The organism is Kribbella albertanoniae (genome assembly GCF_004348455.1).
Classification (GTDB): domain Bacteria; phylum Actinomycetota; class Actinomycetes; order Propionibacteriales; family Kribbellaceae; genus Kribbella; species Kribbella albertanoniae.
The window spans coordinates 1-22,715 of the sequence record NZ_SMKA01000078.1 but is presented as its reverse complement, the minus strand read 5'-3'; the positions used below and the strand labels follow the sequence as shown (position 1 = coordinate 22,715).

The following is a 22,715-nucleotide window of genomic DNA, read 5'->3' as shown; positions in this document are numbered from 1 at the left end:
ATGTCTAATCACTTCGGCCCGAACGGTCGTCCGCAAGGATGAAATCCCCGTACAGAAGCCTGCGCGGACTTTGGCAGAGCCGGAGAGTCCGCAACAATCGGCTCATGTCCAACAGCACCGCGACACTCGCGCCCAAACGGCCGCCGCAACGGGCCGATGCCCGTCGTGCGCGGAAGAACGGCAAGTGGCGTCGAGGCTGGTTCATAGCGGTGCTGGCGATTCTCTCCGCGCTGCCGCTGCTCTTCCACCGCTGGGTGCCGAACACGTTCGGCAACATGGGCAGCCTCCTCGACACGTTCCTTCCGTGGGTGGGCGTCGCCGTACCGGTCCTCGGCATTGCAGCGCTGGTACGGCGTTCTGCCGTCGCCGGCGTGGCGCTGTTGCTGCCCGCAGTGGTGTGGGGCGGGATGTTCGGCAACCAGCTGATTCCGCAGTCGACCGGTGGTGCTTACGATCTGCGGGTGCTGTCGCACAACGTGGATGCGGCCAACCCGGATCCGGAGTGCACGGCGCAGGACCTGCTGACGGCCGACGCGGATGTCGTCGCGCTCGAGGAGCTGACGTCGGCGGATCTCAAGGTCTACAAGGCTGCTTTCGCGAAGACGTACCCGTATCAGGTGACGCGGGACACGGTCGCGCTCTGGTCGAAGTATCCGGTCGAGGAGAGCGAATCGGTCGACGTCGGGTTCGCCTGGACTCGGGCGTTGCGGGCCGAGGTTGATACCCCGGAGGGCAAGGTCGCGGTGTACGTCGCGCACCTGGCTTCGGTGCGGGTCGGGACCAGCGGATTCACGTCCGACCAGCGCAACAAGACGATCCGGGCCCTTGGCCGGCAGATCGCCGACGAGAAGCTGGCCGGCGTGATCGTGATGGGCGACTTCAACGGTACGGCGACCGACCGCAGCCTGGCGCCGTTGACCGCGGGGCTGCGCTCGGCGCAGGGCGCGGCCGGGCACGGGTTCGGGTTCACCTGGCCGTCGAGTTTCCCGATGGCGCGGATCGACCACATCCTGGTTCGCGGTGTCGAGCCCACCAAGGCGTGGGTGATGGCGCCGACCGGTAGCGATCACCGACCGGTCGTTGCCGAGCTAAAGATCTGACGCGATGCCTTGGCGGTAGGCGTAGCGGACCGCCTCGGCGCGATGCCGGGCGCCGATCTTCGCGAACGTGTTGTTGATGTGCGTCTTCACGGTCGCCTCGCTGATGAAGAGCTGGGCGGCGATCTCGGGATTGCTGAGACCGCGCGCGATCAGCCGGAGCACCTCGGTTTCGCGAGCGGTCAAACCGTCGGTGGTGGATGGCTCAGGAGCCAGACCGGCTACCAGCCGCCGGGTCACCTCGGGATCGAAGGTCGACTGGCCGGCGGCGGTTGAGCGCAGGGCCGCACCGATCTCGACGCGGCCGGCGTCCTTGGTCAGATAGCCCCGTGCTCCGGCCCTTAGCGCGGTCGCGATTGAGGCGTCATCGGCGTACGTAGTCAGCACCAGTACGGCGACCGCCGGGAACTCGGCGCTGATCCGGGCGGTCGCGTCGACCCCGTCGAGGACCGGCATCCGCAGATCCATCAGCACGACATCGACGTTGCCCTGAGCAACGAGGTCCACCGCCTCGGCGCCGTTCGCGGCCGCACCGGTGACCTCGATCCCGTCGATCAACTCGAGCAGCGCGACCAGTCCTTCGCGCATCACCTGCTGATCGTCAGCGACAATCACGCGGATCCGCTCAGTCATTCGGTACCTCCGCGATCACGAGCCAGTCGTCCCCGTCCGGCCTCGCCGTCAGCGTGCCACCCACCAGGGCCAGCCGCTCCCGCATACCGGTCAGCCCGAACCCTTCCCCGCTGGTCGGCCCGGCATTGCGAACCTCCAGCCGTACGGCGCCGCCGTACCGGAGGTTGATGCTGATCGCCGTGCCGGGTGCGTGCTTCGCAGCGTTCGTCAGTGCCTCGCGAGCCGTGTTCAGCAGTGCAACTGTGGCGGTCGAACCCAGCTTGGTGGGCATGCCGACGACAGTCAGGTCGACCGGCGCTCCGTGGTCCGCCTGGTGTTGTTCGGCGAGCGCCTGCACAGCGTCTGCGAGTTCGGGTACGTCGTCCGCGCGCAAGGCAGCGACCGCGTTCCGGGCCTCGGTCAGGCCCTGGACGGCCAGCCGGCGGGAACGTCGTACACGCTCGAGGGCACCGTCGACGTCGCGGCGTTCGTCGAGTAGTGCCTCGGCGACCTCGAGTTGCACGCTCAGGGCGCCGAGCGAGTGGGCGAGGACGTCGTGCAGGTCGCGAGCGATGCGTCCGCGTTCGTCGAGAGCCGCGGCCCGCGCACGTTCGCTCTGCGCGCGCCGGGTCTGCACGAGGAGCTCGCGGGTCTGGCGGACCTGGATCTCGTACTGCCTCCGGTTCAACCCGAACGCGATCAGGATCGCCGCCCACAGGTACTGCGTGAGGAGCCAGCTGTCGGTTCGGTCGAACCACCACATCGAGAGGCCGAAGCCGATCGCCACACCGATGCCGACGGCAAGGATCGGCCGGACGCCCGATCGGCTCAGGTCCACCACTACGAGGGTGGTGATCGCGACGAGGACCAGCACGAGTGCCTTGGAGTCCGGAACCCCCGCGATCAGCGAGCCGCCGATCGCGACCGTGACCAGCAGCGCGAGAGCGAGTCGCGGGCGGATGGTCATCAGGAGGGTGCCGGCCAGGGACGCGAGCAGGCCGGCGGCGAGCGCGAACCACACCCAGCGCTCCGCCGGTCGCGCCGTACCGAGGACGCCGACTGCCACCGCGGCCGTCATCGCCCGGCCGAGCCAGCCGCTCTCGCCGTGCATCGCGGTCCTGAAACTGCTCAACTGTGGCTGTACTCCTCGGCCTCGTGGTGGGCTTTGCCCTGGATCACCAGCGACTGGGTCAGCAGGTTCGCGCCCAGGCTCAGCATCAGAGCGCCACCGCCGGCGGTCGCCGCCGTACCGAGCAGGTGCCCGGCGCCCGCCAGCCCGAGGCGGATGACCAGATACGCCACCATGATGCCGAGTCCGGGGATGCCGAGCCGGAAGAAGACCTTCCCGGCGCGCCGCTGGACCTGGGCGACGCGGCCGGAAGCGTACCCGGCGGCCAGCGCGACGCCGACCCCGGCGACCAGCAGGACGAGGTCGGCCGGGCCGAGCTGGAGGTGCTTGCCGTACAGCTGGTAGATGCCGACCCCGCAGAGGATCAGCGGGCCGCGCCAGACGTCGGCGTCGGAGTTCTCCAGCTCCGACCAGGACAGCCTGCGGGCGATCACCGCGATGACGATCGCGATCACGACGAGAGCGTTGGGAAGGGTTCCGAAGGACATGCTCCGACGCTAAGTGGGTACCAACCTCCGGCAGGACCGTCCACGGGTGGAGATCCAGGTGGAGACGCGGGTCGCTGTCGGCTCTAGTTGAAATCAGGAGTAACGTTCCTGAGCGGTAACAACACTGTGCGTCACTTTATGAACCCGGAGGGCCGATGCTGCCACTTGACTCCGTCCTGAGACTCGACGCCACGGCGGTCGACTACGTCATCATCGCGACGTACTTCGTCTTCGTGCTGGGCATCGGGTACCTGGCCAAACGCGCGGTCTCGAACAGCCTGGACTTCTTCCTGTCCGGCCGCTCGCTACCCGCCTGGGTGACCGGTCTGGCCTTCATCTCGGCGAACCTCGGCGCGATCGAGATCATGGGGATGTCCGCGAACGGCGCGCAGTACGGGATGCCGACCGTGCACTACTTCTGGATCGGCGCGATCCCGGCGATGCTGTTCCTCGGTGTCGTGATGATGCCGTTCTACTACGGCTCCAAGGTCCGCAGCGTGCCGGAGTTCATGCTGCGCCGGTTCGGCAAACCCGCGCACCTGGTGAACGCGATCAGCTTCGCCGTCGCGCAGGTGCTGATCGCGGGGGTGAACCTGTTCCTGCTGGCCACCATCGTGAACGTGCTGCTCGGCTGGCCGATCTGGGTGTCGGTGATCGCGGCCGCGGTGATCGTGCTCAGCTACATCACCCTCGGCGGCCTGTCCGCGGCGATCTACAACGAGGTGCTGCAGTTCTTCGTGATCGTCGCCGCCCTGCTGCCGTTGACGATCGTCGGTCTGCACAAGGTCGGCGGGTACCAGGGCCTGATCGACAAGGTCACCGCGTCGAAGGGCGGCGCCGAGCAGTTGAGCGCCTGGCCCGGTAACGACCTGAGCGGCTTCAACAACAGCTTCCTCTCGGTGATCGGCCTGGTCTTCGGGCTCGGATTCGTGCTCTCGTTCGGCTACTGGACGACGAACTTCGTCGAGGTCCAGCGCGCGATGGCGTCGAAGAACATGTCCGCGGCGCGGCGCACCCCGATCATCGGTTCGTTCCCGAAGATGTTCATCCCGTTCATCGTGATCATCCCGGGCATGATCGCGGCGGTCGCCGTACCGGAGTTGCAGCAGTTCAAGCAGGCCGGTGGCACGGGTGGCAATGTCACCTACAACGATGCGTTGCTGCTGCTGATGCGCGACCTGTTGCCGAACGGCATGCTGGGCCTGGCGATCACCGGTCTGCTGGCGTCGTTCATGGCCGGTATGGCGGCGAACCTCAGCTCGTTCAACACGGTCACGACCTATGACTTGATCGAGCGGTACTTCGTGAAGGATCGCAGCGACGACTTCTATCTGCGGACCGGCCGCTGGGTGACGGTCGCCGGCACGGTGATCGCGATCGGTACGGCGGCGATCGCCTCCGGCTACAGCAACCTGATGGACTACCTGCAGCAGCTGTTCTCGTTCTTCAACGCACCGCTGTTCGCGACGTTCATCCTCGGTATGTTCTGGAAGCGGATGACCGCGGCGGCCGGCTGGATCGGTCTGGTCAGCGGTACGACGACCGCCGTGCTGGTGTTCATCCTGTCCGAGACCGGCGTGATCAACCTGCCCGGTCAGGGCGCGAGCTTCGTCGGGGCGGGCGCGGCGTTCGTGGTCGACATCCTGGTGAGCGTCGTGGTCAGCAAGGTCACCCGAGCCAAGGAGGAGTCCGAGCTGGTCGGGCTGGTCTATTCCTTGACGCCCAAGGAGCAGCGCACCGAGGCGGCCGGCGAGGGTGATCACGGGTGGTACCGCAAGCCGGTGCTGCTGGCCGGGATCTCGCTCGGCATGGTCATCGTCCTGAACATCGTCTTCGGCTGACGAGGGAGATTCTGATGGCAGAGAAGAAGGCCGGAGCATTCGACATCCGCGTGGTGATCGCGGCCCTGATCGGCTTGTACGGCGTGATCCTGACGGTTCTCGGCATCGTCGAGAAGCAGGCGGAGATCGACAAGGCCGCCGGGATCAACATCAATCTGTGGGGCGGAATCGCGATGCTGGTGTTCGCGGCACTGTTCGTCCTCTGGGCCCGGCTGCGGCCGATCGTCGTACCGGTCGAGGAGTAACCCAGTTCACATCTGCTCGTTGTGGGACCAGTAGCCCTAGTGGTCCCACAACGGAGGGTGTTTCGTGGCCGAACCCCGAAATTTGTCCAGACGGGTGTTCCTCGCCCGGATCGGTGTGCTGGGTGCGGCGCTGGGAGGTGGCGGGCTGCTCACGCGCGGCCTGCTCAACCCCGCTGATGCCGCGACGAACCCGTTGCTTCCACCCGCGGTGGACCTCGTCCGACCGGTCCTCGCGGCGCTCGCCCGCGACACCCTCAACGGCCTGACCGCCTTCGCGCTGCCCGGCCCGGACCAGTACTCCCGCACCCAGCGCGCCAGCAGCAGCACGCCTGGTGCTCTCGATGCGGGCGCGACGGACTTCATGATCAACGCCTTGGACAACTTCGTCCCGTTCCCGGACGCGTTGGCGCAACCGATCAGTGCCGCCCTGGTGACGGGCCTGGCCGACTCCGGTGTGAACCTGCCGGGTCTCGAAGTACTGCCGGCCGAGCTACGCAGTCTGGATCAGGCGTTCGCGGCGGTGCTGCAGAGCGACGAGGCGATTCCGCTGTCGTTCCCGATCGCCGGTCTGCTGAACCTGATGGCGACCCAGGTGAACCCGGCCGCCGTGAACGGTCCGCACCTGTCGCCGTTCGCGCGGCTCACGTACGCCGAGAAGGCGCGCGCGTTCGAGCTCATCGAGAAGACCGACTCGGATCTGGTCGCCTTGCTGGACGTGCAGTTCCCCGAGCCGCTGAAGGCATCGGTGTCCGGGCTCCTGAAGTTCGTCGGCGGCGCGTTGATCGAGTTCGCGACCTTCGGTGCGTACAGCGAGTACGGCGTACTGGATCGGTCCACGAAGACGCTGCGTCGGCGACCGGTCGGGTGGACGCTCACCGGCTATCAGCCCGACGGTCCGGTCGAGGGCTGGGACGACTTCATCGGCTACTACCAGGGACGCAAAGAGGTGCACGACTGATGCGCGACGTGATCGTGATCGGAGCCGGTGGTGGTGGACCGGTGGTCGCCAAGGAGTTGGCCGCGAAGGGCCTCGACGTCCTGCTGCTCGAGGCCGGGCCGCGGCACGCGAAGCCGCGGGAGGAGTGGTCGACGTTCGAGGAGGACGCGAACAACCCGCTGACCGGATACTTCCGGCTCGGCCCGACGGATCGTTCCAAGCCGGCCTGGTACCGGGAGTGGCCGCAGAACTCGTTCGTCTGGCAGTTATCCGGTGTCGGCGGGACAACGCAGCACTTCTACGGCAACTACCCGCGGGCGTATCCGGGAGTGTTCGCCGGGTATGAAGGTGCCGACCGCAACGAGTACGACGTCAACCACCGCTTCCCGTTCTCGTACGGCGAAATGGTCCCGTACTTCGAATGGGTCGAGGCGATCATGCCGGTCCAGACGGCGGCGATGGGGACCAAGGAGCAGCTGTTCTTCAAGGGTGCCGAGACGATGGGGCTCCCGGTTCAGACGACCAAGACCACGGTGAAGGCCTCGTATCGGCCGCAGGAGAACGCGATCCTGCAGCCGGGTGGGACTGCTGGTCGCACTGCCGACAAGAACCTGTTGAACTATCCGCAGGCGACCGGTTGCACCTTCTGTGGTTACTGCTTCCAGGGGTGCATGCGGCCGAAGGGGGCCCCGCGCAACCAGTACGCGAAGCGCTCGACGGACAACAGTTATGTGCCGATGGCGCTGACGGCCGAGGTCTGGTCCCGCGGCGGCAAACCGGCCGAGCTGATCGCGGATGCGTATGTGACCCGCGTGCACACCGAGACGAGGCAGGGCGTACTGACTGCGTCCGGGGTGACGTGGCGGGACAACGTGACGGGTGACGAGCACCGGGAGGACGCCCGGGTCGTCGTGATGTCGGGTGGGTGCACCGAGAACCCGCGGCTGTGGTTCAACAGTGGCCTGCCGAACCCGAACGGCTGGGTCGGCCGGGGCTACACCGACCACTTCTTCGACTGGATGATCGGTTCGTTCGACGACTACACCGGCAACCCCAAGGGAGTCGGATCGAGCGCGCGGCTGGACTACCCGCCGTACGGGGGTCTCGAGAACGTCGGGCTGCCGCCGGCACTGAACGCGTTTGCGGGGACGCTGTCGGATAGTGGGATCCGCGGGCAGTACAAGAACGGCCGTGGCCAGACCGGGCCGTGGGACGGGCCGGCCGGGCGGGTGATGGGGCCGGAGCTGAAGGAACTGGTTGCCGGTGGCATCGACAAGCTGCTGACCGTGCTGGTCATCACCGACGATGATGTCGAGGCCCAGAACCGGGTCACCACGTCGGCGCTGCCGGCCGACGAGAACGGGCCGATCCCGAAGGTCACCTTCCAGCAGCGGAAGCGAACGAAGCGGACCTTGAAGAACCGCGAGTTCATGGCACGAAAGGCGGCTGAGCTGCTGCGCGGAGCGGGCGCTAAGAAGGTCTACCGGATCGACTGGGCACCCCTCATCCTGCACGTCCAGTCCTCGATGCGGATGGGTGCCTCGGAGCACAACTCGGTGCTCGACCCCACCGGCGAGACCCGAGCCGTCAAAGGCCTCTTCGTCGCGGACAACTCGGCGCTGTCCAACGGCCTCGGTGGGCCCAACCCGACCCTCACCTCCCAGGCACTCGCCACCCGGACTGCCGAGAACATCTTCACGAAGTACTTCGGCGGCGACCCGTGGGTCCGCACGAGCGCTCCGGTCGTCTCGACGGATCCGCGGATCAGCGTGCGGTTGGGGGAGCTGGGGTTGTAGCTTTCAGCGGTCCTGTTCCTGGAGTGCTTCCAGGCACAGGGCCGCATGCCGGCGGACGACGTCGTACCGCGAGGTCAGACCGCGAGTCGCCTCCGCTGCCTCGTCGGCTGAGATCTCGCAGTAGCCGCGCCCAGGCTTGAGTTCGTCGGCGATCGCCTCCGGCCAGCGCTCGAGGGCCTCCTCCAGCGGACGGTAGTTCAACGGGAGCGGCGCGACCCGGAAGCTCGTGTACGGCGCGCAGATGGCGGTGACGACGACGTCGTCCGGAAGGCGGCCGATCTTGTCGACCACGAGATCCAGCCGGCCGAGGAACGCCAACGCCCGGGCGGTCCACGCCTGATCCGCGCCACCGAGCCGGGTCAGGGCTGTGTCCAGCGCCTGGGTCACGCTGTTGTCGGCCAGACCGATCTCACCTAGCAGCTTGGCTGCCTGCCACGCCTGGCCCTCGACGCCGAGCCGCGCGACCAGGCCGGGCGCCGCCGCCTGGCCCAGGAGGCGCAGTGCCTCCTCGGCCGCCTCGCTATCGATAGGCCCGCTGAACGAGCCGAGCCGGGACACGAAGTAAGCGGCGCGCTCGGATTCCGGAAGCGCCGCAACGCGCGCCACCTCAGCGGCCCGTACGTCGAGCTCGGGGAAATGCCGGCCGACCTCGCTCGGAGTGAGCACGTGCCGGACGAGTAGTTCGTGGTGCTCGTCGTCGATCACCAGCACCAGGAACTCCGGGCCGACGACGCCGCTCGTCCGCAGACGCGTCCGGACCTCCCGGCAGACCCGGACGAGCATCATCAGATACCTCTGAAACGTCGACTCCCAGTGTGACGTCCGCTCCCGGCAGGCTTCGGCGGTGAGCGCCTCCTCCCACCGCTGAGCCTCAGCCAGCCAGTCGTCGTCAAGGTGATCCCAGTCGAACATGCTCCACCGAACATCCGGCTGCTCCTCGAGCGGATGCTGGTTGAGCGCCTCGACACTGTTCATCCCGAGGCTCGGCCGCGAGATCACGCCGCGCTCCTCGCGATAGATGCCGCCCAATGCCGCGGCATAGAACTGTTCGTCACGGTGTGCGAGGAGGGCCGAGCGGATGGCAGCCTCCAGCGCGTCGGTCAGTTCCCGCTCGAAGGTGGCCCAGTCGAAGGATGCGGTCACGCAGACATCCTGGCATCCAGCTGGCTCCTCGCTGGAGAGAGTGTGACCCAACGGCCGAACCGCGTTCACCTACTGGGGACCTCGGACACCCGATCAGATGTCCGAGTTCCCCAGGAGATGACCGCAGTACCTCCGGTTCACCTGCACGCGGCGCAGCAGAGCGCCGACGGGCAATCACCCACACATCGGACAGGAGAACCACCACCCACGGATGGGTCAGAAGGTGGGGTTTCTTGAATTGATCTGAACCGGGTGGGGGATCCGTCCGTGTGGTGGGGGAAGAACGTCATGTTGCTCCATCACAAGGGGATTCTGATGTCTGTTCGCAAGTTCGTGCTGCCTGTTTTCGCTGCTGGGGTTGGGATTGCGGTGGTTGTTGCGGGGGTTGCCTTCGCTCACGACGATCCGCAGGGGGTGCAGCCGGATCAGGGGCATGCCGGTCATCACGCTGCGGCTGGTGGGGCGGCGGTTACGGCGACGGGTTACCAGACCAGCTCGAAGGCGGCTGCGGTGTACTTCGCCGCGGGGTTGAGTGGGCGTAACGAGGTGCCGGCTGGTGCTGGTGATCCGGATGGCCGGGCGATGGCCGTCGTACGGGTCAAGGGGGATCAGGTTTCGTATGCCGTGCGGTGGCAGAACATCACGGCACCGAAGGCGTTCCACATTCACCAGGGTGTGGCTGGTGCGAACGGCGGTGTGAAGGTCGACTTCCTCGGCTCGGACATTCCGGCTGGTGTGCAGGCGATCACCGGGAGCGTGAAGGTCACGGACTCGGCGCTGCTGGAGTCGATCCGGACGAACCCGGCCGGGTTCTATCTGAATCTGCACACGGCTGAGTTCCCCGCTGGTGCGGTGCGCGGCCAGTTGCATACGCTCAAGCGGGCCGTCGACCTGAACGGCGTACTGAACGGAAGTATCGCGGACAATCTGCAGTCGGTTGCCGACGGCAAGCAAGAGGTGCCCGGTCCGAAGCCGGTCGGTGATCCGGACGGGCGGGCCGCGTGGCTGATGCAGGCAGCGGGGGACAAGGTGTCGTTCGCGACGGTCTGGAGCGGGATCGGCGCGCCGACCAACGGGCACATCCACTCCGGAGCGCGCGGGGTGAACGGACCGGTGGTGGCCGATTTCTTCGCCGATGCGGACGGACTGCCTGCTTCGGTGACGGGGGTTGCCGGTACGGCGACCGTGGGTGCTGACCTGGCCGGGCAGATCGCCAAGGACCCGGCGGCGTTCTACACCAACCTGCACACGGCGGAGTTCGCCGGCGGTGCGGTGCGCGGGCAGTTGGCGAAGAACAAGAGTGGTCAGCCGCGGGCCGTGCAGGCCGCGGTGGTCGGTGGCTCGCAGATCTACCGGTGTGCAGCCCAGCCTGGTGGTGGGTTCGCCTTCGGCCAGTTCGGGGTTGCCGCCGTACTGCGGGACGGGATCCTGCACTCGTTCGCCAAGCCGGTCGACGGCCCGCCGCAGTGGATCGCACCGGACGGTACGGCGGTCACCGCCACGCTGGTCACCAAGTCGGCGAACGGCGACGGCAACATCCCGGAGTTGCTGCTGGATGCTCGTCAGGTCGGCGGTCGTAGCGGAATCCTCGCGGACACCACCCAGATCCTGCGACTGAACACGGTCGGCGGAGTCGCGCCGGCGGGCAGCTGCGACCTGGAGACCCAGGCCGTCGTGTCGGTGCCGTACCAGGCTGACTACCTGTTCCTCGGATAACCGTGTCCGTTTGACGAACATGCGCGTCCGGTCGGGTCCTGCCGACCGGACGCTGCTTTTCGTAGTCTCGAAGTACCCGAACAGGAGGAACTCCGAGATGACGATCACCTCTGACAGGCCCGAGCTGTCATCGCTGGCACAGCAGTACGCCGCCGACGGCTTCGTGCTCGTGAAAGGCCTGCTCAGCAAGGAAGAGGCGGCGTACTATCGCGGCCGCAGCCACGACTTGCTGGCGCAGCTGAACCGGACGGACGACCCGACCTGGCAGTCCGCGATGGGCCTGGCCGACGGCGCCACCCGGCTGCAGCATCTGCACGACGCGCAGTTCTACGACGCCGAGTTCGCGAAGCTGCTGGTCGACCCGCGGTTCACCGACGTGGCCGCTGCGGTGATGGGCGTGGACAACGTCCAGCTGCACCACACCAAGCTGTTCGTGAAGCCGCCGGAGAACGGTTCGCCGTTCCCGCTGCACCAGGACCACCCGTTCTTCCCGCACAAGTACCACCGGGTCGGGGCGGCGATCTTCCACTTCGACGACGCGCCGATCGAGAAGGGCTGCGTCCGGATCATCCCGGGCAGCCACAAGTCCGGACCGCGGGAGCACGACCCGGAAGGGTCCTTCCACCTGACTGACGTGCCGTTCGATGCGGCGACACCGCAGCCGGCCGAGGCGGGCGACGTATTGTTCTTCACCTACTTGACCGTGCACGGCTCCGGTGTGAATGTGAGTGACGAGCCCCGGACCACCTGGCTGATCCAGTACCGCGACCCGGCGGACCCGCCGACGGTCAAGACCCACGAGTGGTCACTCGGTCAGGGCATGATGCTGCGTGGAGTCGACCCCACCGGCAGGAGCAATGTTTGACGCTCGCGCAGGTCGCTGACGCGGACCGTTTCGTCGACCTCGCCGGACTGCTCGAGTCCTGCGAGGTCGACGGGTTCCGCGCGGACTTCCTGAGCTGGGGGCACTACCAGCCGGAGTACTGGCGCAACTACTGGCACACGCACTCGTTCCACGAGGTCTGCCTCGCCTACTCCGGCTTCGGCCGCTTCAACAACGGCACTGCCCAGTACGACGTGGCGCCGGGCTCGGTGTTCCTCGCACGGCCCGGTGACGTCCACGAGATCGAGTCTTCGCGTGTAGAGCCGTTGGGGATCGCTTTCTGGGGCTTCACGTTCCGCCCGGGTTCCGACGTACCGGGATGGTGGTCCGGACTCACGCGAGCCGACGGACCCGTCATGTCGGACCGCGTTGGCACTCTGCCCGCTCTGATCACCGCACTCACTACTGAGGCCGCGGCACCAGTTTCCGGCTACAGCGCCGTACTGGGTGCTCTTGGTGGCGCTCTGGTTCTTGAGACGGCCCGTGCGTTCGCACTCGACGATGACCTGGCCGTCGAGCCGGTACGACGCGACCGCGGCCTGCTGGTGGTCGAGGCGATGCAGCGGCACCTGCGCGACAACCTGTCCCGGCCAATCACGGTCAGAGACGTGGCGGCCGTCGTACACCTGTCTGAGCGACATGCGGAGCGCCTGTTCACGCAGCAGACCGGTACGTCGATCATGGCAACGCTCTGGCGCCTCCGCCTCGAACTGGCCGCCCAGCTGCTACTGGACCCAGCGCTCACAGTCACCGAGGTGGCGCGAGCCTGCGGTTACTCAGACGTCCGCCCGTTCTCCACCGCCTTCAAACGCCACTACGGCCGCACCCCGGGCGAACACCGCCGGTCCGGCGGGACAGAGTTCGTGTAGAGCATGGAAAGGCCGGCACAGCGCGGGGTCGACACCGCGCTGCACCGGCCGCCTGTGGGGATCAGAAGGAGATGTTCTCGGTGCTGTCGGCGCGTAGCACGGACTGCTGCTGGAACTTCTTCTCGTAGAGGTCCCGGATCTCCTCGATCTTCTTGCTGCTGGCCTCGGCGCCGTCGACCGGGTAGACGATGATGAGGACCTTCGAGCGCTCCTTGACGATGCGCGTGTCCTGCTTCCACTGGCCCTGGCCGGACAGCACGGTGAGGCCGTCCGGGAAGCGCGGAGTGATGGTGGAGTCCACGAACTTCTGGAACTGGTAGTCCGACACGTCCGGGCCCGGCTTGTCGGTGCCGAAGAAGAGCTCGGTGCGGACCCAGGTGTCGCCGGTCAGCTTCACAGTGCTCGAAGCCGGGCTCGAAGCCGGCTTGTCGTCGGACTGCAGCGCGACCGCGGCCGGAGTGGCCAGCGCGGTCAGCACGAGTGCGGCGGTGGCGGCGGTCTTGCCCAGGTGCTTCATGTGGTGCGTTCCCCCTACGTCGTGGCGATTGGTTACGACGCTAACTACGGAAACCGCCCCGCTGCCGGTTCTCGCGCCCGCTCTGCCCGGCCGACCAGCGAGATCTGCCTCATCGTCCGATCACGGAACGTAGTCGAACGACATCTGGACAGCCCGAGGTGACGTTGCTCCAATGCACTCAGATGTTCCGCCCTATTCCCTGGAGGGACTATGAGGACTCGACTCGGCCGCATCATCGGCACCTGTGTGCTGACTCTGGGACTCGCGTTCACACCCGCTCTGACGGCCAGTGCCATCACCGGTGGGCAACCGGACGGCAACGCCCATCCGAACGTCGGCGTGATCATGTTCTACCAGCCTGACGGACGCTTCCGCTGTACGGCGTCCCTGGTGTCGCCGACCGTCCTGGTGACTGCTGCGCACTGCACGCTGGGCACCCTGGGCAAGACACTGATCACGTTCGACTCGGTGATCGCTCTGCAGCCGCCGTCTCCGTTCCCGGTGGCCGCCGACCCGGCCAAGGGCTACACCCAGGCTGAGCTCGAGGCGGCCGGCTACAAGTCCGGTACGGCGTTCTCGCACCCGAAGTACTCGGACTTCACCGACCTGGCCAACTGGAACGACGTCGGCGTGATCGTGCTCGACCGGCCGGTCACGAACCTCGCGCCGGTGAAGATCGCGCCCGCCAACTATCTGAACGTCTACCAGCAGCCCAAGCTGAACAGCACGATCTTCACGTCGGTCGGCTACGGCACCGAGGTCCGCAAGGCAGACTCCGGCCCGCAGAAGCCCACGCCGATGTCGTACCCGCTGCTGCGCCGCTGGGCCGAGGAACCGGGTCAGAAGCTCACTCCGCAGATCCTGCAGGTGAACGGCAACGAGCACGACAACCGTGGCACCGGCGGCACGTGCTTCGGTGACTCCGGCGGCCCGACCTTCCACGGCAGCTACCAGGTGACCGTGACGAGCTACGGCTACACCCAGAACTGCCGGTACCTCGACGGCCTCCAGCGGATCGACATCCCCGTCGTACAGGACTGGCTGAAGACTTTCGGCGTACCGATCGGCTGACGTCCTGAGCTCCCGGTGCCGCGACCGTCAAATCCGGCGCGGCACCGGTGCTATCCTGGCGTCATGCGAGTGAGCCTGCTCCTTAGTTAGCCGTACCGGCATCCAGGCGCTTCCAGCGTCGGCCCGTACGGCGTCCCCTCCTGAGTGAGGGGCTTTTTCATTTAGGGACACAGTCGTTTATAGGCTCAACACAGACACGAGCGGGAGAGTAGGACCGTGAGCGAGCAGGTGGAGGACGCCCCCATCGACCGGGGTGGCTACGACTTCAACGCGATGCAGGCCAAGTGGCGTCCGGTGTGGGAGAAGCTGGACCCGTTCAAGGCGAAGGACGACGGCTCGGCCGAGCGGCGCTACGCGCTCACGATGTTCTCCTACCCCTCCGGCGACCTGCACATGGGCCACGCCGAGGTGTTCGCGCTGCACGACGTGCTGTCGCGGTACTGGTTCCAGCAGGGGTACGACGTACTGAACCCGATCGGCTGGGACTCGTTCGGGCTGCCGGCCGAGAACGCGGCCATCAAGCGCAACGAGCACCCGGCGACCTACACCTACGCCAACATCGAGGTCCAGGCGGAGTCGATCCGCCGGTACGCGATGAGCTTCGACTGGTCGAAGCGGCTGCACACGTCCGACCCGGAGTACTACCGGTGGACGCAGTGGCTGTTCACGCGGTTCTACGAGCGTGGGCTGGCCTATCGCAAGGCGTCGTACGTGAACTGGTGCCCGAACGACCAGACCGTGCTGGCCAACGAGCAGGTCGTGCAGGGGCGGTGTGAGCGCTGCGGGTTCGAGGTCACCAAGCGTGAGCTGACCCAGTGGTACTTCAAGACCACCGAGTACGCGCAGCGGCTGCTGGACGACATGGACCAGCTGCAGTGGCCCGAAGAGATCCTGCTGCAGCAGCGCAACTGGATCGGCCGCTCCGAGGGTGCGTTCGCCGAGTTCCAGGTAGAGGGCCGCTCTGAACCCATCCGCGTGTTCACCACACGTCCGGACACGCTGTTCGGCGCCACCTTCCTGGTGGTCGCCCCGGACGCCAAGCTGGCGGCCGACCTGGTCACGCCGGAGCAGCAGGGCGCCTTCGACGAGTACCTGCGGGCTGTCAAGGCGACCACCGAGATCGAGCGGCTGAGCACCGACCGGGACAAGACCGGTGTCTTCCTGGGTTCGTACGCCGTCAACCCGGTCACCGGGCAGCGGATCCCGATCTGGGCGGCCGACTACGTGCTGGCCGACTACGGCACCGGCGCGATCATGGCCGTGCCCGGTCAGGACAGCCGGGACTGGGAGTTCGCCGAGAAGTTCGACCTGCCGATCATTCGCACCGTGCAGCCCGAAGAGGGCTTCGACGGTAAGGCGTTCACCGGGGACGGACCGGCCATCAACAGCTCGAACGCCGAGCTGAAGCTGGACGGGCTGGAGGTCGCCGAGGCCAAGTCGCGGACCATCGACTGGCTGGAGGAGAAGGGCCTGGGCGAGCGGACGATCAACTTCCGGCTGCGCGACTGGCTGCTGAGCCGGCAGCGTTTCTGGGGTGCGCCGATCCCGATCATCCACTGCCCCGCGTGTGGCGAGGTGCCGGTTCCGGACGACCAGCTGCCGGTGGAGCTGCCCGACCTGCGTGGTTCGGACCTGTCGCCCAAGGGCGTCTCCCCGCTGGCCGCGGCCCGGGACTGGGTCGAGGTCGCCTGCCCGAAGTGCGGTGGGGCTGCTGAGCGCGACACCGACACGATGGACACCTTCGTCGACTCCTCCTGGTACTTCCTGCGCTACCTGTCGCCGGAGTACACCGAGGGTCCGTTCGACCCGGGCATGGCCGACCGCTGGATGTCGGTCTACCAGTACGTCGGTGGCAAGGAGCACGCCGTACTGCACCTGCTGTACGCGCGGTTCTTCGTCAAGGCGCTGCACGACATGGGCCTGCTGAAGGTGGTCGAGCCGTTCACCCGGCTGCTGAACCAGGGCCAGGTCATCAACCAGGGCAAGTCGATGAGCAAGTCCCTGGGCAACGGGGTGAACCTGGGCGACCAGCTGGATGAGTTCGGCGTCGACGCGGTCCGGCTGACGATGGTGTTCGCCGGTCCGCCGGCCGACGACATCGACTGGGCCGACATGTCGCCGGGTGGTGCACTGAAGTTCCTGCAGCGGGCCTGGCGGGTGGCCGGTGCGGTCGAGTCCCCGGTCGGGACCGATCCGGCCGGTGGCGACGTCGCGCTGCGCCGGGTCACCCACAAGACGGTGGCGGACGCGTCCGAGCTGATCGACTCGATGCGCTTCAACGTCGTGATCGCCCGGATCATGGAGCTGGTCAACGCCACTCGCAAGGCGATCGACTCCGGCCCCGGTGCGGCCGACCCGGCAGTGCGGGAGGCGGTCGAGGCGACCGCGATCCTGCTGAGCCTGGTGGCGCCGTACACGGCCGAGGAGATGTGGGAGGAGCTGGGTCACGAGCCGACCGTCGCCAAGGCGGGCTGGCCGAAGGTGGACCCGGCGCTGCTGGTCGACGACACCGTGACTTGTGTCGTCCAGATCGCCGGCAAGGTGAAGGATCGGCTGGAGGTCGCGCCGGACATCACCGACGCCGAGCTGGAGCAGCTGGCTCTGGCCTCGGAAGCGGTCCAGAAGGCGCTGGACGGCCGCGGTACCCGCAAGGTGATCGTGCGGGCGCCGAAGCTGGTCAACATCGTTCCTGCCTGATCTTGTTGGGGTGCTGATGGACTCCGAGCTGATTGACCTTCGGACCGGGACTCGTGAGGTCGTTCTCGACCTCACGAGCCGGTGCGAGGAGTACGTCGCCGGTCGTGGCGACGGCCTGTTGCATGTCTTCGTGCCGCATGCAACGGCCGGAGTGGCGATCCTGGAGACCGGCGCTGGGAGCGATACCGACCTGCTCGCGGTGCTCGAGGAGCTGCTGCCGCGGGACTTCGGGTGGCGGCACCGGCACGGGACACCCGGCCACGGCCGGGACCACGTGCTGCCGGCGATCATCCCGCCGTACGCGACGATTCCGGTGCTCGACGGGCGGCTGACTTTGGGGACCTGGCAATCCATATGCTTTATCGATACAAACATTGATAATCCGGAGCGGCAGGTTCGGCTGTCATTCCTGGCCGGTTAACTGATCGCTTAGCGCGTTGTTGGTGGTTACGTTACGTAGGCGAAACACGAGTCCGATTGAATGACCCGCATGGCAGCCATCGACACCCTCCGGGACCTCGGCACCGAGCTGCTCCTGCGGGCGACCCAGGGGATCTGCGACGGCAGCCGGCTGAACGCGGAATCCGGTCACGCGGACGCATTGGCCCGCCTTGACGATTGGGCTGGCGTTCTCTCGCTCTATGCCACCGAAAATGAATCCTCTTCGGTTCGGGCGAGCGCCTGACCGCTTTTGTGATTGCTCAGCAATTGCGCGCTTGACCATAATCTCGTTGCTGTCGCCAACAATTCGGTGTGATGTGGGCCGCATCCCGCACGCCGGGCAGACCCGACGCGAACGCTCCGCTCAGGCTATGTTGTGTCGGGAACGTTTGGGGGTGACGGGCTTTGTCGGACACGGATGGCCGAGGTCGGAACATTGCCGACCTCCTGCTCGACCTGAGGGTTCAGGCTGGTCTCTCCCAGGAGGAGCTGGCCGAGCGCGCGGGTCTGAGCGTGCGGACGATCCGCGAGCTGGAGGCCGGCCGGGTGGCCCGTCCCCGCAAGGACTCGGTCCGGCTGCTCAGTGAGGGCCTCGACCTGGGTCCGACGGATGCGGAGCGCTTCCTGGCCGCCGCCGGACACGGCGTCGTTGCGCGGCCTGTTGTCTCGGTCGCCTCGATTGCCCCGGTTGCTCCGAGCCGTCTGCGCTGGCGTGGCACGCGCCCGATCCCCGACGGTCTGGTCGGCCGCGAGGACGAGCTGGTCGAGCTCGAGGCGTTGCTGCGGCAGAACCGGCTCGTCACGCTGGTCGGCCCGGGCGGTGTCGGCAAGACCGAGCTCGCGCTCGCTGCGGCTGACCGGTTCTCCGGGGCCGATACGACGGTCGTGGTGGTCGACCTGACCACGGTTCAGCGCGATGCCGCCGTACCGTCGGCGATCCTGGATGCGTTCGGGACAGCGCCCGGTACGTCGGATCTGGACGACGTACTGTCCGGTCGGCAGCCGGGTGATCTGGTGATTGTCGAGGACAACGCCGAGCACGTTCTGGACGGGGTGGCCACGGTCGCCAACCGGATGGTGCGGAGCTTCCCCGGGATCGGCGTGCTGGTCACGTCCCGGATCCCGCTCGGGTTGCCCGACGAGGTGGTTCGCCGGGTGCAGGTGCTCGGCGTCCCGTCGAACGACGAAGACTTCGCGGAGATCGCGGCCAGCCCCGCGGTGGAGATGTTCAGCCGGCGGGTGACGCGAGTCCGGCCCGACTTCAAGCTGACTCCGGACAACGCTCGTACCGTGGCTCGCCTGTGCCGGCGGCTGGACGGCCTGCCGCTCGCGCTGGAGCTGGCGGCCGCGCGGGCCGGGTCGCTGTCGGTGGAGACCATCCTGGCGGCGCTGGACGACCGGTTCCGGCTGCTATCCGGACCGCGCCGGTTCGGGGCGCCGCATCAGCGCACGCTGGCCGACACGATCGCCTGGAGTGTCGACGCGCTGTCGGATCCGGCGCGTCAGTTGCTGTATCGCGCTTCGGTCCTGGGGTCGCCGTTCACGCTCGACGCCGTGGTGGGGGTGTGCACGGGTTCGCCGATCGACGCGGCCGACGTGCCGATGCTGCTGGCTGAGCTGGTGGACAAGTCGCTGCTGCAGCCGGTCCACGAGTTCGAGCAGCTGTACGGCGCTCGCTACAAGATGCTGGAGACGATCCGGGAGCACGCGTATGCGGGGCTGTCCTCGCAGGGCGACGACCTGACGGACTTCCAGGACCGCGCGGTCGAGTGGTGCACGAAGTACGTCGCCGGGCTCGAGGGCGCGTGGTCCTCACCGGACCGTGACCGGCGCTACCGGGCCGCGAATGCGAACTCGGCACTGTTCGAGGTGGCGCTGGATCGCGCGGCGGTGCTCGCGCAATGGGATGTGGCTGCGCGGATCGTGCTCGGCTTCCGGATCGCGTGGCAGTACCAGGCGAGCGTGGCCGAGAGTGGCATCCGCTGGGCGACCGTGTGCGCGGACAACGTCAGCGACAAGGAGGTCGGCGGGATGCTCCGGGCGATCGCCGGGCGCTTGTCCAACCTGACCGGTGACGTGCACGAGGCCCGGCGGCACTACGGCGAGGCGCGGCAGTTGATCCCCGGTGAGACGGAGATGGGTCTGGTGGCCCGCGGCGGCTGGGTCTCGTCCGGCTCGCATTTGCTGGACACCCAGAGCCTGGCCGAGATCCCCGCGCTGGTCGAGGACGCTCGCAAGCACGGCGACGTACAGAGGTCAGCGACGGTGCAGGCGATCTGTGGGCTCGCATTGCTGCGCTGGGGCCGTCTGCCGGAGGCTAAGGAGCTCCTGCTGGCCTGGGAGGCCGCACTGGTCAACCCGGGCGTGTATCCGGACGAGATCGCGTACATGGCGCTCAGTCGGGTCGAGCTCGAGCTTGGGGACGTGGCCGAGGCGCGGCGCTGGGCGGAACTCGCCCGCGAGGTCCAGGCCTCCGACGACCCCGAGCGGACCAAGGTGGCCGGCTGCGTGGCCATGGTCGAGTTCCACGACGGCCGGTACGACGAGGCGCGCAGACTGCTCGATGAGGCCGAGGCCGACATCCGGGGCCACCGGGGGTACTTCGACTACCTGGTGATGCTCTACCGCAGCCGGCTGGCCCGGGCGGCGGGGGAGCCGGAGCAGGCGCGGGTCTGTATCCGGGACGCGGTCAGCCGGCTGCTGGCCGAAGGCCGGGTCGTCTACCTGCTGCAGGTCCTGCCGGAGGCAGTGGCTGTTATGCATGCTGTGGGCAAGACAGTTGAGGCAGACGCGCTGTGCGGGGAGCTGCTGGCCTGGCAGCGCACGATGGACCCGCCGATGCTGCCGACCGCCTGGGCGGTCCTGCAGGAGTCCTGCGAGAGCGCGTCCGCGGCTACCGGTTGGCCGGAGCCCGATCCGGCCGCCGCCGTACAGCGGCTGGCTGCCGACGTACTCGCGGCCCTTTCCTGACGCTGAATCGGTAAAGCTGCCGGGTAACTGCCGGTTGTTCTGCCTCGTCCGGACATAGCTGCCCAGACGAGGATTACAGCCGTAGGGCAGGTTCCACGCAGCAGAGTCCGACACCGAGCGGCACAGGGCAGACGAAGGGCAGGTGATCCGTGTGAGGCCACGGAAGCTTGCTGGTCAGCCGTCGAGCTCGGAGAAGGCGACGCGGAGAGTATCCGGCGGCCGGACGGTGGGGGCGCCGACCGGCTGTCGAGAGCTCCGGGGTGCTGCGACGTGCGGATCTGTCCTGCTCGAACCGGTTGCCGTGCACCGTCAGGGCACCGCACCCGGGGCGAGGTCCCAGCAAACGGAAAGGCACACGACACAGGGGACGAGTGCCGGTCCGGCTGATACGGGGAAGCTGGTGGGTCTGGTCACCCGCCAGTGGATTGGCCGCTGGGGCCTCCCGGGACCTCGACGAGCTCGCGGTCGGACCGGATCGATACCGATCCGGCACGGGGAGTAGCTCGGCGAGGCACGGACTTGGCTGACATCCAGGGGGAGTCAGCACAGAGTGAGGTGAAGGCTTCCGGAGGGGTGAGCCTTCACCTCACTTGGTCTGTAGCGCCGCCGCTTTGTCGAAGGCATAGCCGACCATCCAGGTGGGCCGGAGCCGCGCGTAGACGATGTCGTCGGCCCAACTCGAGGGCGAACTGCCGTAGTGCGCCACCAGATGCGCCTCGATCTCGTCGAAGTCCGGATGCTCGGGCGTCAGGAACTCCACCTGACCATGGCTGAACACGCCGATCCGCTCGCCGTCGACGTACGAGATGCTGGCCGCCGGTCTGACCTTCAGATGGCGGGCCTTGGCCGCCGATCCAGCGGTGGTGAACACCCACCGCGCATGCAGGAAGTGCCCGTCGACCGCGCTGATCCGCGGCTCATGGTTCTTGGTGATGGTGGCCAGATTGAGCGTGCGCATGCCGGTCAGCGCCCGCACCAGCTCCTCGGCATTCAGCTGCCGCTCGTCCGTGATGATGTTGCGCAGATGCTCCGTCGACCGCCCGATCGAGGCGTCCAGAAGCTCCTGCAACCCGCTGACTTCCTCCGGTGTTTCCCTCATCTTCCTGATCCTGACACCGCGCGCCGACAAAAACTCTCCGGTAACCTCGCTGCATGTCAGCCCGCGTGCACGTCGTCACCGACTCCACGGCCGGGCTGTCCACGCACGAGGTGCTCAAGCACGGCCTGACCGTCGTACCGCTCCAGGTCGTGATCGGCGGGACGTCGTACGACGACGGCGCCACCTCGGCCGACGCGGTCGCCGAAGCGCTCAAGACCTTCACCCCGGTCTCCACCAGCCGCCCCGCGCCTCAGACCTTCGCCGACACGTACGCCGCCTGCGCCGCGGCCGGGGCCGAGTCGGTGGTGTCGATCCACCTCTCCGGCGACATGTCCGGCACCTTCGAGGCCGCGATGATCGGCGCCAAGGAGTCCCCGATCCCAGTCCGCGTCGTCGACTCCCGCTCCCTCGGCATGGGCCTCGGCTTCCCGGTCCTCGCCGCAGCCGCCACCGCCGCCGCGGGGGAGGACCAGGCAACCGTCGAAGCCGCCGCCCGGGCCCGCATGTCCACCATCTCGTCGTACTTCTACGTAGACACCCTCGAATACCTCCGCCGCGGCGGCCGCATCGGCGCCGCCCAAGCCCTCCTCGGTACGGCGCTCGCCGTCAAACCCCTCTTGACCATCAAAGGCGGCCGCATCGTCCCCCTGGAGAAGGTCCGCACCTCCAGCCGCGCCATCGCCCGCCTCGCCGACATCGCCGTCCAACGAGCCGGCGAAGCCCCGGTCCAGATAGCCGTCCACCACCTCGGCAACCTGGCGAAAGCCCAAACCCTCGCCGACGGGCTCACCGAACGCCTCCCGCTTGCCGAGGCAATCGTCCTCCGTGAGGTCGGCGCCGTGATCGGCGCCCACGTGGGCCCCGGCCTCCTAGCAGTCGTCGTCTCGCCTCTCTAGGCGCCCCTCGCGCTGGGGGAGTTTTCCACAGCTTGCGGATTGGTCCTCCGGAGGCTTCGGAAACTCGTACCTTCTCTGTCGACAACACCGCGCTCAGCGGCCTCGACCGGAGGAGAGTGACCACCCATGCCCGGCTGGATCCCCGAACCCACCCGCCTCCGCGACACCCGCTGGACCCTCTCCGCCCGCCACGTCCTCGTCCTCGCGGCCGTTCTGCTCATCGGCCTCGGCTGGGCCGGCTGCACGGTGATCCGCGCCCGCCCAAGCC

At 67.5% G+C, this 22,715-nt stretch carries 20 protein-coding genes; 14 read left to right on the top strand and 6 right to left on the bottom strand.

All coding sequences use genetic code 11. The features are described 5' to 3' along the window. The first annotated feature begins 104 nt into the window (after positions 1–104). Positions 105–1,100 (top strand): endonuclease/exonuclease/phosphatase family protein, encoded by a 996-nt coding sequence (locus E1261_RS18670; protein WP_132408157.1) that lies wholly within the window; start codon positions 105–107, stop codon positions 1,098–1,100. On the opposite strand, the gene E1261_RS18665 is transcribed toward E1261_RS18670, so the two are convergent. Genes E1261_RS18665 through E1261_RS18655 form a run of 3 tightly spaced genes read right to left on the bottom strand, consistent with a single transcriptional unit; the run spans position 1,089 to position 3,326 of the window. After that, positions 1,089–1,730, bottom strand: coding sequence for a response regulator (locus E1261_RS18665; protein ID WP_132408156.1), 642 nt, complete (start codon positions 1,728–1,730; stop codon positions 1,089–1,091). The two genes, E1261_RS18670 and E1261_RS18665, sit on opposite strands and share 12 nt — an antisense overlap. Continuing rightward, on the bottom strand, positions 1,723–2,841 hold the full coding sequence (locus E1261_RS18660) for a sensor histidine kinase (RefSeq protein WP_202874814.1): 1,119 nt from the start codon (positions 2,839–2,841) through the stop codon (positions 1,723–1,725). The genes E1261_RS18665 and E1261_RS18660 overlap by 8 nt, the downstream gene beginning before the upstream one ends. Continuing rightward, complete coding sequence (locus tag E1261_RS18655; protein ID WP_132408155.1) at positions 2,838–3,326, bottom strand: hypothetical protein; 489 nt, start codon at positions 3,324–3,326, stop codon at positions 2,838–2,840. The genes E1261_RS18660 and E1261_RS18655 overlap by 4 nt, the downstream gene beginning before the upstream one ends. Before the next feature lie 158 nt (positions 3,327–3,484). Here E1261_RS18655 and E1261_RS18650 point away from each other — a divergent pair, with 158 nt between their 5' ends. The 4 genes from E1261_RS18650 (at position 3,485) to E1261_RS18635 (ending at position 8,145) form a co-directional block, all read left to right on the top strand. Then, positions 3,485–5,167 carry a sodium:solute symporter family protein gene (locus tag E1261_RS18650; protein ID WP_202874818.1) on the top strand — a complete coding sequence of 561 codons (1,683 nt, stop codon included), beginning with the start codon at positions 3,485–3,487 and terminating at the stop codon, positions 5,165–5,167. Positions 5,168–5,181: 14 nt separating this feature from the next. After that, entirely contained in the window at positions 5,182–5,412 is a 231-nt protein-coding gene (locus E1261_RS18645) for a hypothetical protein (protein ID WP_132408153.1), read from the top strand. A gap of 64 nt (positions 5,413–5,476) precedes the next feature. Further along, on the top strand, positions 5,477–6,370 hold the full coding sequence (locus E1261_RS18640; RefSeq protein WP_132408152.1) for a hypothetical protein: 894 nt from the start codon (positions 5,477–5,479) through the stop codon (positions 6,368–6,370). Then, on the top strand, positions 6,370–8,145 hold the full coding sequence (locus E1261_RS18635; protein WP_132408151.1) for a GMC family oxidoreductase N-terminal domain-containing protein: 1,776 nt from the start codon (positions 6,370–6,372) through the stop codon (positions 8,143–8,145). Before E1261_RS18640 ends, E1261_RS18635 begins: the two co-directional genes overlap by 1 nt. 3 nt (positions 8,146–8,148) lie before the next feature. Here the strand turns inward: E1261_RS18635 and E1261_RS18630 are convergent, their stop codons facing one another. Beyond that, on the bottom strand, positions 8,149–9,288 hold the full coding sequence (locus tag E1261_RS18630) for a DUF4303 domain-containing protein (protein ID WP_132408150.1): 1,140 nt from the start codon (positions 9,286–9,288) through the stop codon (positions 8,149–8,151). A 315-nt stretch (positions 9,289–9,603) separates the two neighbouring features. Between E1261_RS18630 and E1261_RS18625 the strand changes: the two genes are divergently transcribed. From E1261_RS18625 to E1261_RS18615, 3 genes are all read left to right on the top strand, one after another. Further along, positions 9,604–11,004, top strand: a complete 1,401-nt coding sequence (locus tag E1261_RS18625; RefSeq protein ID WP_165952555.1) for a CHRD domain-containing protein — start codon at positions 9,604–9,606, stop codon at positions 11,002–11,004. A gap of 97 nt (positions 11,005–11,101) precedes the next feature. Continuing rightward, complete coding sequence (locus tag E1261_RS18620; RefSeq protein ID WP_132408148.1) at positions 11,102–11,869, top strand: phytanoyl-CoA dioxygenase family protein; 768 nt, start codon at positions 11,102–11,104, stop codon at positions 11,867–11,869. Beyond that, positions 11,866–12,756, top strand: a complete 891-nt coding sequence (locus tag E1261_RS18615; protein ID WP_132408147.1) for a helix-turn-helix domain-containing protein — start codon at positions 11,866–11,868, stop codon at positions 12,754–12,756. The genes E1261_RS18620 and E1261_RS18615 overlap by 4 nt, the downstream gene beginning before the upstream one ends. A gap of 61 nt (positions 12,757–12,817) precedes the next feature. On the opposite strand, the gene E1261_RS18610 is transcribed toward E1261_RS18615, so the two are convergent. Continuing rightward, positions 12,818–13,273 carry a DUF3574 domain-containing protein gene (locus E1261_RS18610; protein WP_132408146.1) on the bottom strand — a complete coding sequence of 152 codons (456 nt, stop codon included), beginning with the start codon at positions 13,271–13,273 and terminating at the stop codon, positions 12,818–12,820. Between the two features lie 210 nt (positions 13,274–13,483). On the opposite strand from E1261_RS18610, the gene E1261_RS18605 reads away from it, so the two are divergent. The 5 genes from E1261_RS18605 to E1261_RS18585 all read left to right on the top strand — a co-directional run bounded on the left by E1261_RS18605 (position 13,484) and on the right by E1261_RS18585 (position 20,452). Next, on the top strand, positions 13,484–14,344 hold the full coding sequence (locus E1261_RS18605; protein ID WP_132408145.1) for a trypsin-like serine protease: 861 nt from the start codon (positions 13,484–13,486) through the stop codon (positions 14,342–14,344). Between the two features lie 216 nt (positions 14,345–14,560). Further along, the gene (gene leuS, locus E1261_RS18600; protein WP_272948587.1) at positions 14,561–17,041 is read left to right on the top strand and encodes a leucine--tRNA ligase; all 2,481 of its coding nucleotides are present in this window, start codon (positions 14,561–14,563) and stop codon (positions 17,039–17,041) included. 16 nt (positions 17,042–17,057) lie between these two features. Continuing rightward, positions 17,058–17,462, top strand: a complete 405-nt coding sequence (locus E1261_RS18595; protein WP_132408162.1) for a YjbQ family protein — start codon at positions 17,058–17,060, stop codon at positions 17,460–17,462. A gap of 69 nt (positions 17,463–17,531) precedes the next feature. Beyond that, positions 17,532–17,726 carry a hypothetical protein gene (locus tag E1261_RS18590; RefSeq protein ID WP_132408144.1) on the top strand — a complete coding sequence of 65 codons (195 nt, stop codon included), beginning with the start codon at positions 17,532–17,534 and terminating at the stop codon, positions 17,724–17,726. A gap of 161 nt (positions 17,727–17,887) precedes the next feature. Further along, complete coding sequence (locus tag E1261_RS18585) at positions 17,888–20,452, top strand: ATP-binding protein (RefSeq protein ID WP_132408143.1); 2,565 nt, start codon at positions 17,888–17,890, stop codon at positions 20,450–20,452. Positions 20,453–21,038: 586 nt separating this feature from the next. Here E1261_RS18585 and E1261_RS18580 read toward each other — a convergent pair. Next, entirely contained in the window at positions 21,039–21,551 is a 513-nt protein-coding gene (locus tag E1261_RS18580; protein WP_132408142.1) for a pyridoxamine 5'-phosphate oxidase family protein, read from the bottom strand. Between the two features lie 53 nt (positions 21,552–21,604). On the opposite strand from E1261_RS18580, the gene E1261_RS18575 reads away from it, so the two are divergent. Further along, entirely contained in the window at positions 21,605–22,447 is an 843-nt protein-coding gene (locus E1261_RS18575; protein ID WP_132408141.1) for a DegV family protein, read from the top strand. The last annotated feature ends 268 nt before the right edge of the window (positions 22,448–22,715 follow it).